This window comes from Mycoplana sp. ABR4_002 (assembly GCF_056159645.1).
Map to the genome: position 1 here is coordinate 378,706 of NZ_JBSWVO010000002.1, position 16,268 is coordinate 394,973.

Annotated in this window: 13 protein-coding genes; 3 read left to right on the forward strand and 10 right to left on the reverse strand. The window is 65.9% G+C overall.

The features are described from left to right. Positions 1-633: 633 nt before the first annotated feature. Positions 634-1,464 (forward strand): alpha/beta fold hydrolase, encoded by an 831-nt coding sequence (locus tag ACXAGF_RS22010; protein WP_475019675.1) that lies wholly within the window; start codon positions 634-636, stop codon positions 1,462-1,464. 42 nt (positions 1,465-1,506) lie between these two features. Here the strand turns inward: ACXAGF_RS22010 and ACXAGF_RS22015 are convergent, their stop codons facing one another. The 6 genes from ACXAGF_RS22015 to ACXAGF_RS22040 all read right to left on the reverse strand — a co-directional run bounded on the left by ACXAGF_RS22015 (position 1,507) and on the right by ACXAGF_RS22040 (position 8,538). Continuing rightward, the gene (locus ACXAGF_RS22015) at positions 1,507-2,475 is read right to left on the reverse strand and encodes an ABC transporter permease (RefSeq protein ID WP_475019676.1); all 969 of its coding nucleotides are present in this window, start codon (positions 2,473-2,475) and stop codon (positions 1,507-1,509) included. Positions 2,476-2,495: 20 nt separating this feature from the next. Then, positions 2,496-3,476 (reverse strand): ABC transporter permease, encoded by a 981-nt coding sequence (locus tag ACXAGF_RS22020; RefSeq protein WP_475019677.1) that lies wholly within the window; start codon positions 3,474-3,476, stop codon positions 2,496-2,498. Next, the gene (locus ACXAGF_RS22025; RefSeq protein ID WP_475019678.1) at positions 3,473-5,017 is read right to left on the reverse strand and encodes a sugar ABC transporter ATP-binding protein; all 1,545 of its coding nucleotides are present in this window, start codon (positions 5,015-5,017) and stop codon (positions 3,473-3,475) included. The genes ACXAGF_RS22020 and ACXAGF_RS22025 overlap by 4 nt, the downstream gene beginning before the upstream one ends. A gap of 132 nt (positions 5,018-5,149) precedes the next feature. Beyond that, positions 5,150-6,274, reverse strand: coding sequence for a sugar ABC transporter substrate-binding protein (locus ACXAGF_RS22030; RefSeq protein ID WP_475019679.1), 1,125 nt, complete (start codon positions 6,272-6,274; stop codon positions 5,150-5,152). Positions 6,275-6,504: 230 nt separating this feature from the next. Then, positions 6,505-7,545 (reverse strand): HTH-type transcriptional regulator GntR, encoded by a 1,041-nt coding sequence (gene gntR / locus ACXAGF_RS22035; RefSeq protein WP_475019680.1) that lies wholly within the window; start codon positions 7,543-7,545, stop codon positions 6,505-6,507. Positions 7,546-7,623: 78 nt separating this feature from the next. After that, positions 7,624-8,538 (reverse strand): LysR family transcriptional regulator, encoded by a 915-nt coding sequence (locus tag ACXAGF_RS22040; RefSeq protein ID WP_475019681.1) that lies wholly within the window; start codon positions 8,536-8,538, stop codon positions 7,624-7,626. Positions 8,539-8,644: 106 nt separating this feature from the next. Between ACXAGF_RS22040 and ACXAGF_RS22045 the strand changes: the two genes are divergently transcribed. Beyond that, positions 8,645-9,589, forward strand: a complete 945-nt coding sequence (locus ACXAGF_RS22045; protein WP_475019682.1) for a sodium-dependent bicarbonate transport family permease — start codon at positions 8,645-8,647, stop codon at positions 9,587-9,589. A 16-nt stretch (positions 9,590-9,605) separates the two neighbouring features. Here the strand turns inward: ACXAGF_RS22045 and ACXAGF_RS22050 are convergent, their stop codons facing one another. Then, on the reverse strand, positions 9,606-10,961 hold the full coding sequence (locus ACXAGF_RS22050; RefSeq protein ID WP_475019683.1) for a sigma-54-dependent transcriptional regulator: 1,356 nt from the start codon (positions 10,959-10,961) through the stop codon (positions 9,606-9,608). Then, positions 10,958-12,808, reverse strand: a complete 1,851-nt coding sequence (locus ACXAGF_RS22055) for a sensor histidine kinase (protein ID WP_475019684.1) — start codon at positions 12,806-12,808, stop codon at positions 10,958-10,960. Before ACXAGF_RS22055 ends, ACXAGF_RS22050 begins: the two co-directional genes overlap by 4 nt. Before the next feature lie 222 nt (positions 12,809-13,030). Between ACXAGF_RS22055 and ACXAGF_RS22060 the strand changes: the two genes are divergently transcribed. After that, positions 13,031-14,362: a dicarboxylate/amino acid:cation symporter gene (locus ACXAGF_RS22060; protein ID WP_475019750.1), complete on the forward strand. Its 1,332-nt coding sequence runs from the start codon at positions 13,031-13,033 to the stop codon at positions 14,360-14,362. 87 nt (positions 14,363-14,449) lie between these two features. Here the strand turns inward: ACXAGF_RS22060 and ACXAGF_RS22065 are convergent, their stop codons facing one another. Both ACXAGF_RS22065 and ACXAGF_RS22070 read right to left on the reverse strand, forming a co-directional pair. Next, on the reverse strand, positions 14,450-15,733 hold the full coding sequence (locus tag ACXAGF_RS22065; RefSeq protein ID WP_475019685.1) for a cystathionine gamma-synthase family protein: 1,284 nt from the start codon (positions 15,731-15,733) through the stop codon (positions 14,450-14,452). 188 nt (positions 15,734-15,921) lie between these two features. Beyond that, positions 15,922-16,191 carry a hypothetical protein gene (locus ACXAGF_RS22070; protein WP_475019686.1) on the reverse strand — a complete coding sequence of 90 codons (270 nt, stop codon included), beginning with the start codon at positions 16,189-16,191 and terminating at the stop codon, positions 15,922-15,924. Between the last annotated feature and the right edge of the window lie 77 nt (positions 16,192-16,268).

Below are 16,268 nucleotides of genomic sequence, written 5' to 3' on the forward strand. Positions count from 1 at the left end.
AATGTCTAGTTGCTGATCGCAGATCGGCCTGCTCGTCCGGTACAAGTCCTGCGCAAAGGCCGCGAAGTCGTTCTCGAGCAGGTCACAGATTTGTTCCGACCCACCTGGGCAGCAGCGTAACATCAAAAGGCGGGAATTACCTAATTGTGGCAGGCGTCGGCGCCTTTTCAAGGAGGGCCGCCACCTCAACGGCAGAAAAGCTTGCTCGGGAAGCGCAAGGCAAGAACAGCCACCGGATTGCCTGCGGTCGACGCCGCATGACGGTTCCGGCCGGATGTCCTGGCTCGAGAACGGTGCGCCATGACCGCCGAGACCGCCAGCCAGTATACCATCGTACACTGGACCTTTCCGCCGCCGTGCCCGATTAGAGCTTTCTGTCAGTCAGCCGAAAGGCACCGCCAAGCGAGGTGTACAGGATCCGACGGTCCGGGGTCCGTCAACCGTTGTTCCGCACCGTCGGGTGAGTTCGCGACGGTCGGGTTGACGATGTTCGTTGCGGCTCCATATCCGCATGCGGCGACCTTGGGCAGTCGCAGCACGATGGAATAAACCGATCGTCGGGGGCCGGCCTGCGGGGCAGGCGGTTGGGCCTGACAGTAAGCCTTCATCCAACCAGCACCTGGAGCTACTGCAATGATCCAAACCTTTGTCACGACGAAAGACGGGGTCGACATCTTCTACAAGGACTGGGGCGAGGGGCAGCCGATCGTCTTTCACCACGGCTGGCCACTGTCCTCGGACGATTGGGATGCGCAGATGCTCTTCTTCGTCAACAAGGGCTATCGGGTCATCGCCCATGACCGCCGCGGCCATGGCCGTTCCACCCAGGTGAGCGACGGTCACGACATGGAGCACTATGCCGCCGACGCTGCCGCACTTGCGCGTCACCTCGACCTGCGCGACGCGATCCACATCGGTCATTCCACCGGCGGCGGCGAGGCGGCGGCCTATGTCGCCCGCCACGGTGACGGCCGGGTGGCCAAGCTGATCATGGTCGGGGCCGTGCCGCCGCTGATGGTCAGGACGCCGGCCAACCCGGGCGGCTTGCCGATCGAGGTGTTCGACGGCCTCCGCGCCCAGCTCGCCGCCAATCGCTCGCAGTTCTACTACGACCTCGCCGGCGGTCCATTCTACGGCTACAACCGCTCGGGGGCAAAGACCTCGCAAGGCATCGTCGACAACTGGTGGCGCCAGGGCATGATGGGTAGCGCCAAGGCTCACTACGAGGGCATCAAGGCGTTCTCCGAGACCGATTTCACCGAAGACCTGAAGAAGATCGCCGTGCCGACCCTCGTCATGCACGGCGATGACGACCAGATCGTGCCGATCGATGATTCGGCCCGGCTGGCGGTGACGCTTCTCAGGAACGGCACGCTGAAGGTCTACGAGGGCTATCCGCACGGCATGCTGACCACTCACGCCGACGTGCTCAATCCGGATATCCTGGCCTTCATCAAGGGCTAGCGTCTCACCTCGGGCCCGGGCGCTTCGGACTGTATGGCGCGCTCATCGATTTGCGGGGCTGCGGCCGTAGAGCAGCAGCATCAGAATGATGACGATGCCATAGACAATCTGGCGCCCGGCCTCCGGCATCTGCATGACCGAGAGAATGGATTGCAGCAGGGTGATCAGGATCACGCCGGCGACCGTGCCGAGGTATGAACCGCGTCCGCCGAGGATCGACGTGCCGCCGAGCACCACCGCTGCGATCGACGGCAGCAGATAGGCGTCGCCCATGGCCTGGGCCGCCTTGGAGGCGTAGCCCGCCATCAGCACGCCGCCGAAGGCGCTGAGCCCGCCGGAAATCGCAAAGGCGATCATGACGATGCGTCGGGTGCCGATCCCGGAAAGATAGGCGGCGCGCTCGCTATTGCCGATGCCGTAGACCGATCGCCCGAAGGTGGTGCGCGTCAAAAGGAACACCATCGCCGCGCTGACCGCCGCCCAGACCAGAATGGCATTCGGTACGCCCGGAACGATGAAGCCGGTCGCGAGCCATCGCATCGCCGTGGACGCCGAGTCCTGCGGCGAGAAGCCGCCCGTGTAGAGCACCATCAGTCCCTGCGCCACGACGTTGGTGGCGAGCGTGACGATCATCGAGGGAATGCGCATGTAGGCGACACAAAAGCCGTTCAGGAGCCCGAACGCCATGCCGCAAAGGCAGCCGAACGGAATGGCGAGGATCGTACCGGCAGCACCGAACCCCGCTGCGGCACAGGCCATCATGGCGCCCATGGTCATCATCCAGGGCACCGACAGGTCGATGTGGCCGAGCAGGATCACCAGCATCATGCCGGCGGCGATCACGCCGAGAAACGAGGCGACCTTCAATTGCTGCAGCAGGTAGTCCAGCGAGAGGAAGTTGCTCGAATAAAGGCTGCCGAGAAACAGCAACAGCAGAATGCAGCCGAAGGCGGTGATGACGGCCGGATCGGCCCGCCGGAACAGGCGCGGCAACCGGGTACGAATGGGCATTCGCTTTTCCGTTGCTTCTGTCATTGGAACCAATCCAGGCGGTTGCGCACGCGCAGGAGCCCGACGGCGCCGATGCTGATGGCGATCAGCAGCACGATCCCCTGGAGCAGCGGCTGCCAAAGGGGATCGACGTCAAAGACGAACAGCATGTCGCCGGTGGTGCGCGCGGCAAACGCGCCGAAGATGGCGCCGACCGCACTGCCGCGACCGCCATAGAGCGACACGCCGCCGAGGACAACGGCGGCGATCGACCACAGCGTATAGCCGCTGCCGCTCGCATAGGCCGCTTCGCCGGTATAGGTGAAGAAGGTCAGGAACAGCCCGCCCATCCCGGCCAGCAGGCCGGCAAGCGTGTAGGCGATGAACCTGGCGCGTCGGATGGGAACGCCCGACATGAAGGCGGCCGCCTCGGATGAGCCGGCAGCATAGGCTGCGCGTCCTGCCTCGGAGCGCCGGAACGGCAACCATACAATCAGGACGACGCCCAAGAGCACGACAAGGCTGGAGGGAACGACGCCGAACAGGCGCCCGGTCATGGCGTCGGCCAGATCCTCGTTCACTGAGCCGCCCGGGTATGGCCGCAGCAGCAGCGCCACGCCGAAATAGACGGCGCCGGTGGCGATCGTTGCCACGATCGGCTGCAGGCGGCCATAGATCACGAGCACAGCGTTGATCGCGCCGCAGACGGTCCCCGCGAGCAGGACGCCGACAACGCCGAACGCCGTTTCGAGCGGTGTGCCGACGACGATCCACGAGGCCAGGCAGTTCGTCAGCACGAAGATCATGCCGACCGAAAGGTCGATTCCGGCGGTGATCACCACCAGGGTCTGGGCCATGGCGATGAAGGCAAGCAGCACGCCCTTGTTGGCCGCCGTCTGGGCGACATTGGCGGTGAGGCCTGCCGGGTGGTTGGCGATGTAGACGCCGAACATCAGGAGGAAGATGGCGAGCCCCATCAGCGTGCCGCGTTGCTCGTTAAGCCAGTAGCGCCATTCGCTCATACTACGGCCTCCCCCGACGGCTGGACGTTGAGCGCGCTCGCGACCAGAGCGCGTTCTGTGATGTCGGCCCCTTCCAGTTCGCGGACGATCCGGCCGTCGTAGAGCACCAGCACCCGGTCGCAGCAGCCAACCAGCTCGTCGTACTCGGTCGAGTAGAAGAGGATGGCGGCCCCGGCATCAGCCAGCCGGCGCAGCAGCTGATAGATCTCCTGCTTGGTGCCGACATCGATGCCGCGTGTCGGGTCGTTGAGGAGGATGATCCGCGGCTGACGCATCAGCCACTTGGCGATCACAACCTTCTGCTGGTTGCCGCCGGACAGCGAACCGACGGGAATGTCGAGGCCGACGGTCTTGATCGCCAGCAGGCGGACCATCTCATCGATCGCGCTCTCCTCCTTCTCACGGTCGATGACGCCACGCGCCGACAACTTGTCGAGCGCGGCGAAGGAAAGGTTTTCGCGCACGGTCATCGGCAGCATCAGCCCCTCTGTCTTGCGATCCTCGGGGATCAGGGCCATGCCTGTCGTGCCCGCGCGTGCGGTCGAAGGAGCCGCGACCGGCATCGCGGAACCATCGATGCTGACCGTGCCCGTCATGCCCTTCAGGACACCGAAGAGCCCGAGCAGCAGCTCGCGCTGCCCCTGACCGTCGAGCCCGCCAAGGCCGACGACCTCGCCGGGGTGAACCTTGAACGTGATGTCGCGCAGCCGGTCGGTCCAGCTGAGACTGCTGCAGGCGAGCACGGGGCTTTCGGCAGGGGCGCGCTGCGGTTTGGGAGGGAAGGCATTGGTGACCGCTCGGCCGATCATCATCTCGACCACCTCGTCGTCGGTTCGGGTGCCGGCGGCATAGCTTGCGACATTGCGACCGTTGCGGAATACGGTGCATTCGTCGGCAAGCTCGGCAATCTCGTGCATGCGGTGGGAGATGTAGAGCAGCGCCAAGCCTTCCGCGCGCAGCCGCCGCAGCACCGAGAACACCTTTGCCACGTCGTCGGCCGTCAACGCCGAGGTAGCCTCGTCGAGGATCAGAATGCGCGGCTTCCAGGCAAGCGCCTTGGCGAGTTCCACCATCTGGCGCCGCGACAGGGGCAGGTCGCGAACGAGCGCGCGGGGGTGGATGTCGTCGGCGCCGGCTCGGGCCAGCACCTCTTCCGCCACCCGGCGCTGCGCGGCCCGGTCGATCAGGCCCATCCGGCGTGGCGGGTTGGAGATTGATATGTTGTCGGCGACGTTGAGGTCGGGGATCAGCGAAAGTTCCTGGAACACGCAGGCGATGCCGGCGCCGGCTGCCTGGGCCGGCGAACGGAAGCGCACCTCGCGATCCCCAAGGTGCATGCGGCCCTCGTCCGGGGTGACCACGCCGGCCATGACCTTGATCAGCGTCGACTTTCCGGCGCCGTTCTCGCCGAGGATCGCGTGGATGCGGCCGGCCTCGACCACAAGCGAGGCGTCCTCCAGGGCGCGGACCCCGCCATAGCGCTTGCAGATGCCATCCATCCGGAACAGCGGGGGCGCGGCCTGTCCTTGCGTTGGGGTCATGAACTCCTCGATCCGAGCTGCCGTCGCAAGCCGTCGCTGTGCGGCCATGTTGCGAATTCGGTGACCACGACTGGTCCTTGCGGTCGCGGGGTTCGCCCGCGACCCTGCCGTTTGGAGAGAGGCCTGCCAGGCCTACTGGTTTTCCTGCGTCTGCCCCATGATTTCCTGCGCGCTGAAGTCGATCCCGCAGGTAGGGAAGGAATTGCCGACGAAGAAGTTGTCGGACTGGTCAGGATAGAAGTCCTGCCCTTCCTTGAAGTCCGGGTCCTCGACGATGGCCAGCGGCAGCTTGATCGATTGCGGCACAACCTGGCCTTCGAGCGCAGCAATCGCCGTCTTGATCGCGACCGCCACCTGGGCCGGGCCGGTGCCGGCCGACGAGCATTTCAGGCCATCGGCCGCATGCTGGGCGCAGAACTTGCGGAAGCCGTTCTCCGTCTCGCCGCCGAAGGGCACGAACGGATGGCCGGCATCGATCATCGCCTGTACGACGCCGGTGTCGCCGCCCTGGGCGGTGACGCCGTCGAATTTCTTGTGCACGGCGATCGCATCGGCCGTGGCCTTCTGCGCGGTCGGGTCGTCCCACTTGCCGACGACTTCGACGACGTCCCAATCCTTGCCGGTGGCGCCCAGCGTTTCATGGATGCCGTTGTGACGGTCGGTGTCGACCGACGTGCCGGCGACGCCGCGAACCTCGAGGATCTTGCCGCCTTCGGGCAGGTGCTTGGCCAGCCAGTTGGCCCACAGGATGCCGAGGCCCTTCTGGTCGACGTTGACATTGATCGCGTCCTCGGTGTCGAGGATGTTGTCGAAGGCAACGAGCACGACGCCGGCTTCCTTGGCCCGCTTGATCACCGGGCCGAAGGCCGTCGGGTTCTGGGCGTTGACGACGATCGCGTCAAAACCGGAATCGATGAAGTTGTTGATCGCCGAGATCTGTGCCGGCACGTCCTCGCCGGTCGAGACGACCTTGAATTCCTTGAGCTTGGCGGCGACGTCCGGCTGCGACGCGTAGGCCTTCGCCGTCTGAATCATCTGGATGCGCCAGGTGTTGGCGATGAAGCCGTTGGCGAGGGCGATCCGGTAGGGGCCTTCCTTCATCGGGAATTTGAAGAACTTGGTTTCCGCGGTCCAGGGCGCGAAACACTCCGGTTCGGCCGCGGGGCCGCTGACGACCTCCGGTTCGGCGAGAGCGGTGGTGGAGACAAGATTGAGCGCAGCGGCCGCCAAAAGGCCACCGAGAAATGGCTTGAGCATCGAATTCCCTCCCAGGCGTTTCGGAACGGGATGCGGAATCGAAATGAAAGGCCGGCGATAATCGAGCATGCGACGCAGACGATGGCCTGCTTCCAGAACCATTCCGGCACTTATCTCGATGCGCTATACCGGTGACGTTTCACGAACTCCTCCCTCAACGTCACAGATTTATGGTAGCGCTACCAATGGTAGTTGTAAAGCTGATCGCCCATCCGGTGCCGGCCGGGCGATCAGGACCGGATCGTGCTCTCGCGAACCTTCAGGGCAAAGCCGAGGTCGGCGACGGCGGGGTCGGGGCGTTCCCCACTGAGGGCGGCGCGGACCATCGCGATCGCGCGTCGGCCGATCTCGTAGCGTGGCGTGCGGATACTGGTGATCGGCGGACAGGCGACCGCCATCATCTCAAGGTCATTGTAGCCGGCGATCGCGATGCGCTGCGGGACCGGAATTCCGGCGCGATGGCATTCGAACAGCGCGCCCAGCGCCACGTCGTCGTTGTTGCACACCACCGCGTCCAGGTCAGGGGTCTTGGCTAGGGCCTGGCGAAGCAGGCCGGCTCCCATCGAGACGCTTGACGGCGCAGGCGTCGTGGTCAAGAGCGTTTCATCGAAGCGAGCGGCCGCTTCCAGCGCGGCGCGGTAGCCGGCCATCCGCCGCTGCGATCGCGGGTCCATGCGGGCGCCGAGGAAGCCAATGCGACGGTATCCCGTCTCGAGCAGGTGTTCGGTCACGGCGCGGCCGCTGTCGAGGTGCGAGAAGCCGACCATCATGTCGACCGGCTCCGGACCGATCTCCATGATCTGGACGATCGGGCAGCCGGCGGTTTCGAGCAGGCGCCGGGTTGCCGTCGACTGGTCGATGCCGGAGACGATGAGCGCCGAAGGGTGCTGCCCGAGAAAGACACGCAGCAAGCGTTCTTCCTCCTGCACGGAATAGTGGGTGTTGCCGAACTGGATCTGCAGCGTGCTGTTGCCCAGACCGTCATGGATGCCGCGGAGCACGTCGGCAAAGACACTGTTGGTGAGGGAAGGCACCAGCACGCCGATCACGTCTGCCCGGGCCGAGGCGAGCGCACGGGCGTTCGGATTGAGGACGTAGCCGAGGGCGTCGATCGCGGCGTCGATGCGAGCGCGCAGTTCGCGCGAGACACGCTCGGGGTCGCGCAGCGCGCGGGACACGGTGATCGTGCCGACGCCGGCGCGGCTTGCGACATCCGCCAGCGTCGGTCGTCCACTGCCTCGCCTCGGTCTGTTCGTCACAGCATCTCTCATCGTAAATGGTCCGCGGATCGCTCGCGCATCATAGTCGAACCGTCTCGCTCTGCAAAAGCGCTCTCCATCGACGGCGGGCTAGCTGGCATCCTGTGCGGGCGCCTGCGAGGTCAGCCGGTGCGAGGCCGCGATGATCAGCTCGTCCACCGCACGATTGGGGAACTGCCGCTCCACGGTCAGCGCGAAAAAGGTCTCGCTGATCGAGGGGAGCGCCACCACTTCCCTGAGCGTGCCCGCCTGAAGCTCGTCGCGGACAACGATTGCCGGCAGCGGCGCCAGCCCGATTGCCTCGCGCGCCATCAGGCGAAGCATGGCCATGTCGTCGACCTCCGCGACTATCGTCGGCGCCACGTTCAGACGCCGGCAGAGGGCGTCGAACTCGAGGCGGATGCTGCTTGCCCCGGTCGGCAGGATGACCGGCTGCCCGAGCAGCACTTCCTGCGCCAGCGAGGCCGGGTAGTCGAGAGAGGGGGCCGCGAACAGGCTGATGGTCTGCTGGGCCAGGCGGGTGACGACGATGCCGTCGGCGCCTGCGCCCTGGGGCGGCTGGTTGCAAAGCACGACGTCGAGGTCGAGCCGCCGCAACAGGCCTTCAAGTTCCGACAGGCTGCCGGACGTCAGCACGATCTCGACATCGGCCCGCCCGAGGCAGGGGCGCAGAAACTCGATCTGGAAGTTGCGCGACAAGGTCGCCAGCGCGCCGACCCGCAGGACCCGGCGCCGCCCGGTTTCCGCCCTCAGCGTTGCAAGCAGGTCGTCGCCCACGGCAAAGATCGCATCGGCATGGTCGAGCGCGATGCGACCGGCCTCCGTCAGGATCAGTTGGCGGCCGATACGCTCGAACAGTGGATGGCCAAGGCGCTCCTCCAGCGTGCGGATCTGCGTCGACAAGGCGGACGGGGAGACGGCAAGCCGTTCTGCGGCGCGCGTGAGGTTGCCCTCACGGGCCACATCCCAGAAGTAGCGGAGATGATTGTAGTTGAGATTGGCCATAGTTCTATTTAATGGAACGATTTGTTCCAAACAATGAATTTTTCAGAACATACGGAACCGGATAAATCGCGCTCCAGACAAGTAGACGCAAACCTCCGGTGGTCCTATGGACGTGCTTTTCTCCCCGATGATCCTGTTCTTCCTGCTCGGCGGGCTCGCGGCGATGATCCGCAGCGATCTCGCCGTTCCCGAGCCGATCAGCAAGGCCGTGGCGCTTTACCTGATGGCCGCGATCGGCCTGAAGGGCGGCGTCCAGCTGTCCGATTCCGGCTACAGCCACGAACTGCTCGCCGCCGGCATGGCCGGCCTGGTCCTGAGCTTTCTCCTGCCGCTGCCGGCCTTCTGGGTCGCGCGGTGGGTCGGCCGGCTTGACCGCGCGAATGCCGGTGCGGTCGCCGCTCATTATGGCTCGGTCTCGGTCGTGACTTTTGTCACCGGGATCGAGGTGCTGAAGGCGGCGAACCTGCCGGCCGAGGGCTACATGGTTGCCGTGATGGCGCTGATGGAGGCACCGGCGATCCTGATGGGTCTTTGGCTGGCGCGCGCGGGATCGGCCGCCGCCCACAGCGGCGGCCGGCAGATGGCCGAGGCCTTCTCCAACGGCTCGGTGGTGCTGCTGGTGGGGAGCTTCCTGATCGGCCTCGTTGCCGGCCGCGAGGGCTTTGCCCCGGTAGCGCCGCTGTTCGAAGGCGGCTTCAAGGGCATGCTCTGCCTGTTTTTGCTCGACATGGGGATTACCGCCGCGCGCCAGTTGCTGCAGTCGCGCAACCTGACGCCCGCGCTCGTGGCCTCGGCGGTGGCGATCGCGCTTCTCAACGGCACGGTCGGCGTCATCGTCGGAACGAAGGCGGGGCTCGCCCCCGGCTCGGCCGCAGCGCTCGGCATCCTCGCCGGAAGCGCCAGCTACATCGCCGCGCCGGCGGCCGTCCGGCTGGCCCTGCCGCAGGTCAATATCGGGCTGCCGCTGACCATGTCGCTCGCCGTCACCTTCCCCTTCAACCTGCTTGCGGGCATCCCGATCTTCGTCGCCCTTGCGCGCTGGCTGGTCTAGCCGGAAGCTCTCGCCGTCAGCGCGCCTTCCGGGCGAATTCGCTGCGGACGATGCCATGCCGCTGCAGCTTGTCGTAAAAGGTCTTGCGGGGAATTCCGAGGGCGGCGACAGTCTGCTGCACGTCGCCGCCGAAGGAGGTCAGCGTCTCGCGGATGACGGTGGCCTCGTAGCTCTCGAGCCGCTCGGGAAGAGAGGGCAGAGCGCCATTGGCGGGGAGGGGCGAGGGGTCTGCCCCGGCCGGCTCAAGCCCCAGCGCCACGCGCTCGGCGAAATGCGACAGCTCTCGCACATTGCCCGGCCAGTCGTACTCCCTGAGATGGCGGCCAACGGCGGCGGACAGTTGCGGCACATCCCGGCCGAACCGCCGTGCCGCCTTCTCGACGAAGTAGCGGAACAGCAGCGGCACGTCCTCGCGCCGCTCCCGCAGCGGCGGAATCGAGACCGCCACCACGTTGAGGCGATAGTACAGATCCTCGCGAAAGCTCTTGCGCCGGTCCGGGTCGCCGAGGTCGACCTTGGCCGCGGCGACGACGCGCAGGTCCACTGGTCGAACTTCGTTGGTGCCGAGCGGCGAAACCTCGCGCATCTCCAGGACCCGCAGCATCTGCACCTGCGCCGACAGCGGCATGCTTTCGATCTCGTCCAGAAACAGCGTTCCGCCGCTCGAATGCTCGATGCGGCCGACGCGCTTCTTCTGCGCTCCGGTGAAGGCGCCGGGTTCATGGCCGAAGAGTTCGCTCTCGATGATCTGTTCGGGCAGCGCCCCGCAATTGAGCGCGACGAAGTTGCCTTTGACGCGCCGGCTCCAATCATGCAGCAGCCGCGCCACCACCTCCTTGCCGCTTCCCGTCTCCCCGGTCACCAAAACGTCGACGTCGGTCTCCGCGATCTGTCGCAGCGTCTGGCGCAGGCGCTCCATCGCCGGGGTCTGGCCGATCAGCGGAAGGTCGTCCCCGGCCCGCGTTGCCGCCTCGCGCAGCCGCCGGTTTTCGACGACAAGCGCGCGCTTTTCCGCCGCCCGGCGAACGCACTGGACGAGCCGCTCGGCCGGGAATGGCTTGGCGATGAAGTCGTAGACCCCGTCCTGGATTGCCTGGACCGCCATCGGGATGTCGCCGTGGCCGGTGATCAGGATGACCGGCAGTTGCTCGTCCAGCGCGCGGATGCGCTCGAACAGTTGCAGTCCGTCGATGCCCGGCATGCGGATGTCGGAGACCACGACCCCCTCGAATGTCCGGTCGAGCCCGGCCAAAGCGTCGGCCGCGGCCGGCAGCGCCGTGACCCCGAAGCCAGCAAGTTCCAGGGTCTGCGCGGTGGCCCGCAAAAGATCACGATCGTCGTCGATCAGGAGAACGGGAACAGCGGCGTTCATGGACCTGCCTTTTGCAGATGGACGAGGAAGCAGGCCCCTGATGGACTGTTTTCCACCTCGATTCGACCGCCATAGTCGGTGACGATCTCCTTCGAGATGACCAGTCCGAGGCCAAGCCCTCTTTCCTTGGAGGTGTTGAATGGTTCAAACAGTGAACCGAGGATCGCGGGCGAAATGCCGGGGCCGTTGTCGCCGACGGCAACGGTGACCGCATCAGGAGCTTCTTGAATACGGACGCTGACCCGTCCGTCGGGGTGGTCCTCCACCGCCTCGAGAGCATTCTGGAACAGATTGATGAAGACCTGCTCCAGCCGCAGCCGGTTGCCCATGACCTTCAGGCCGGCGGGTGGCGGTGTGATCGCCAGGCGGCCCAGCTGCCCGGTGAAGCGACTGCGCAAGAGAAGAATGGCGCCGTCGATCACGTCGGCAAGGTCCACCGCCTCGGGCGCAACGCGGCCCTTTCGCGCCAGCGCCTTCAGGTCGGCGGTGATAGCGCCGATCCGTTCCGTGAGCCCGGCGATGAGATCGAGATTTTCCAGGGCCGGGCCCGGCTGCTGCCGCGCCAGGAAGACCTTGGAATTGTCCGCGTAGGCGCGGATGGTCGCAACCGGCTGGTTGATCTCGTGGGCAACGCCCGCGGCCACCTGGCCGAGAATGGCGAGCCTGTTGGCGTGGACCAGGTCTTCCTGCACCGACTGCAAGCGGGCCTCCGTTGCCCGGTGGTCGGCAATCTCGGCCTCGAGCCGGTCGCGCGCGCGGCTCAGGTCGATCGTCCGTTCAGCCACGCGGCGCTCCAGCTCGTCCCGCGCCGTCTGCTCTCTGGTCCTGTCCGCCATTGCCTGCTGGCGGCGGCGCAGCCAGATCGCCACCGCCAGCAGCAGCATCGCCAGGCCGAGCATCGCCGTCATCCTGGCCGACCGTACGGCCGCCGCGACGGCCGGATTGGTCGGCACAAGATATTCGAAGGTCCAGGGCGTCGAAACGACCGGGGCGGTGATCCGCAGGTAGTCCGCTGCCGCGCCGCCGGGCAGGACGGTGCGAACGAGGCTTGCGCCTGGTTCAGGAGGTTCGATGGCTGTGAAGGGAAGGGGAACGAGAGGTGCCTCGCCGAACTGAAGGCTCTGGCGAATTTCGGCCAATTGCCGTGGAGCCAGCGCCGTCGTCGTCATGAAGCGCCAGGACGGAATGCTGGTGATCAGGATGACGCCATTGGCATCGGTGACGTAGGCGGGGCGTCGCGCGTCGCGCCAGTCAGCTTCGAGCCGGTCGAACTCCATCTTGACCACGACGACGCCAAGCGGGACCGCCGCGGGCCCGACCCGGTGCGAGATGTAAAGTCCCGGGCGCTTGCTGATGCTGCCGAGCGCAAAATGCTCCGCCGAACCGTCCGTCATCGCCCGCGAAAAATATTCTCGGAACGAATAGTCGTTGCCGACAAAGCTGGTCGGCTCTTGCCAGTTGCTCGCCGAGATGGTCGTGCCCGCCGGATCGATAACGTAGAGCACGGCGGCACTGGTGCCGACCACCAGTTCCTCCAGCTTGCGGCTGAGCACCTGGCGCGTCTCCGCGCCCGGCGCCAGAAGCGCCTCTTCGACATCGCGATCGCGCGCGAGGAGCAGGGGCAGCGCCCGCGGCCGCTCGAGCACAGCCCGAAGCAGCGAAATCTTCAGGTTGGCGTCGGCCCGTCCTTCCGCCTCCAGGCCTGCCAGGGCGGTTGCCCGCCCGTAGAGCCCGGCGACGTGGAGCGCGGCGAGAACCAGCGCCAAGGCCACAAGGCCGAACGCGATCCAGGTTCGCCGCGTGTGCAGGCGCGGCGCCGGGCTGTCGCCTCGCAGGGTCTGTTCCATGTTCTATCCTGAGCATTTTTCCGCACAAACCTCAAGACGATTTGTGCGAATCGCCGCACAAAGCAATTCGTTGTGATGCGGCCTTTCTGTGTAACCGTAAAATAAAACAACAGGTTAAGGCGGTATATCCGCGTCTGGCACGCCGATTGCTGTTCTCCGGCAGATATCAGCAATCCGCCCTGGGAAGAGCCAATGTCTGGTGTGGGCGCGAAGGAGGACATCATGCACATCTCTTCTGAAGTCTCCGGGCAGCGCGCACCGCTGCCGTTCTATCGCCACCTCTATTTCCAGGTGGTGGTGGCGATCGTTGCCGGCATGCTCGTCGGTCACTATGCCCCGGATCTCGGCGCCAGCCTGAAGCCGCTGGGCGACGCTTTCATCAAGCTCGTCAAGATGATCATTGCCCCGGTCATCTTCCTCACGGTCGCGACCGGCATCGCCGGCATGTCGGATCTGAAGAAGGTCGGGCGTGTCGCCGGCAAGGCGATGATCTACTTTTTGACCTTCTCCACGCTGGCGCTCGTCGTCGGCATGCTGGTCGCCAACGTCGTGCAGCCGGGCGCAGGCATGAACATCGATCCGGCCTCGCTCGATGCCAGCACGGTGTCCGGCTATGCGGCCAAGGCGCATGAGTCGACCATCACCGGCTTTTTGATGAACATCATTCCGCAGACGATCGTCGGCGCGTTTGCCGAAGGTGACATCCTGCAGGTGCTGTTCTTCTCGGTGCTGTTCGGCGTCGCGCTGGCCATGGTCGGCGACCACGGCAAGCCCGTCGTCGACTTCCTGCACGCGCTCACGGCGCCGATCTTCCGGCTCGTCGCCATCCTGATGAAGGCCGCTCCGATCGGCGCCTTCGGCGCGATGGCCTTCACCATCGGCAAATACGGCATCGGCTCGATCGCCAACCTCGCCTTTTTGATCGCGACCTTCTACATCACCTCGTTGCTGTTCGTCTTTGTCGTCCTCGGCGCTGTCGCCCGCTACAACGGCTTCTCGATCGTGGCGCTGATCCGCTACATCAAGGAAGAACTGCTTCTGGTGCTCGGCACTTCCTCGTCGGAAGCCGCCCTTCCCGGCCTGATGCAGAAAATGGAGCGGGCCGGCTGCAAGCGCTCGGTCGTTGGCCTCGTCATTCCGACCGGCTACTCGTTCAACCTCGATGGCACCAACATCTACATGACGCTGGCTGCCCTGTTCATCGCCCAGGCCGTCGGCATCGACCTGTCCTGGGGCGATCAGATCCTCTTGCTGCTGGTGGCGATGCTGAGCTCGAAGGGGGCCGCCGGCATCACCGGCGCCGGGTTCATCACGCTCGCCGCGACGCTTTCCGTCGTGCCGGCGGTGCCCGTCGCCGGCATGGCGCTCATCCTCGGCATCGACCGCTTCATGTCGGAATGCCGGGCGCTGACCAACTTCGTCGGCAACGCCGTCGCCACCATCGTCGTCGCGCGCTGGGAGAACGAACTGGATGTCGCCAAGCTCGATGCCGCGCTTGGCGGGCGCAGCACGGAGGCGGCGGCCGAGACGCCGGCTCTCCAGCCGGCCGAATAGTTTCCTCCCAAGGAAGAGAGGCCGGCAAGGTCTCCGGAAAGGGCCCACTCTTGCAGCGGGCCTTTTTTGTGCCGGGCTGGTCTTCGGTCAGGCCGCCTCGAGCGCCTGGGCCAGGTCGGCAATCAGATCGTCCGGATGCTCGATGCCGATCGACAGGCGGATCGTCGAATCGAGCACGCCGATGCGCCGGCGCACGTCCTCCGGCACGCCGGAATGGGTCATCGATGCTGGATGGCTGGCCAGCGACTCCGTCCCGCCGAGGCTGACCGCGAGCTTGAAGATCTGCAAGGCGTTGAGGAAGCGGAAGGATGCCGGCTGGCCGCCGCGGATGTCGAAGGAGAAGGTCGAGCCGGCTCCGCTCGACTGGCGGGCGAACAGCCGACCGACCGGGCCCTCGGGATCGTGATAGGGGAGATAGTGGATCGCCTCGACCTTGGCGTGGTCGCGCAGGAAGTCGGCGACAGCGCGGGCGTTGCTGTTCGCCTTCTCCATGCGGATCGACAAGGTCTCGAGCGAACGCCCGAGCATCCAGCACGAATGCGGGTCGAGCTGGGTGCCGATCGCCCCGCGCAGCGCCTTGACCGGTTTCATCACGGCCCTCGCGCCAAGGGCGGCGCCGGCGATCAGGTCGGAGTGCCCCCCGACATACTTGGTCAGCGAGTAAAGGGAGATATCGGCGCCGTGCGCGATCGGACGCTGGAACACAGGCCCGAGCAGCGTGTTGTCGCAGGCGACGACCGGCCGGTGCCCCTGCGCCTCGCCCATGGCCTCGGCGATGCGGCGCACCATCGCCACGTCGACGAGGCTGTTGGTCGGATTGGCCGGCGTCTCCACGAGGATGACCGAGACGCGCCCCTTTTTCATCGCCTCGTCTGCGGCCGTCTGGACCGCGTGTTCGCTGACGCCGTCGGCAAAGCCCACTGCCGAGACGCCGAGATTGAGCATGGTCCTGGCCAGCAGCGTTTCCGTGCCGCCGTAGAGCGGTTGGGAGTGCAGGATGACATCGCCGGGCCGGACGAAGGCCAGCAGCGTGGTGGCGATGGCCGACATGCCCGAGGAGAACAGCGCGCAGCTTTCGGTCCGCTCGTAGAGGGCCAGGCGGTCCTCGACGATCTCGCTGTTGGGATGGTTGAAGCGGGAATAAACCAGCCCGCTCGCCGTGCCGGCCGGCGGCTCGCGCCGGCCGGCGGTGTAGTCGAAGAAATCGCGCCCTTCCTCGGCGGAGTGGAACACGAAGGTCGAGGTCAGGAACACCGGCGGCTTCACGGCCCCTTCGGACAGTTCCGGATCAAAGCCGTAGTTGAGCATCTGGGTTTCCGGATGCAGCTCGTGGTTCCCGATATGGGTCTTCGAGGGACGGGGCGCGGTCATCGCGATTCTCCTGGCTACCTTCGCCGGCCGGGCCGCGACATGCGGTCCGCCCTTGCGCAATTCTTGCAGGAGTTGCCGAAGGAGAAAAGCCGGTCCCGTCGGCCGCCTGGCGAAACTCTCCGATGCCGCAAAGGCCAAGAGCAACATCGGCCGGCGATGGGATACGAGGCGAGCGACGCTCGCGTGGGTCAGCGTCCAACCGGCGCCGGCAGGTCCATGCCGGTCAGGCGAACGCTCTCCCGCCACAGGGCCTCGGCCAGGTTGGGGTCGACGGCAAAGGATCGCACGCCGCGGCGGGCATCGTCCGACAGCTGCGCCACGTCGCCGTCTTCGCAGTAAAGTCCGCCGAGCCCGTCGAGGCGGGGGCTCGTCGCGCACCACACGGTCGTGGCGGCACCCTGTGCAGCCGTCTTCCTGTCCCGCTCCGGGTCGATGACGGGGTTGCCGTCCGCGTCCACCGCGCCGAAGCTGTCGATCTCCTCGCGTGACAGGTGCCGGGCGAGGGGACCGAGGACCGAGCCGGGGTGACTGCTTT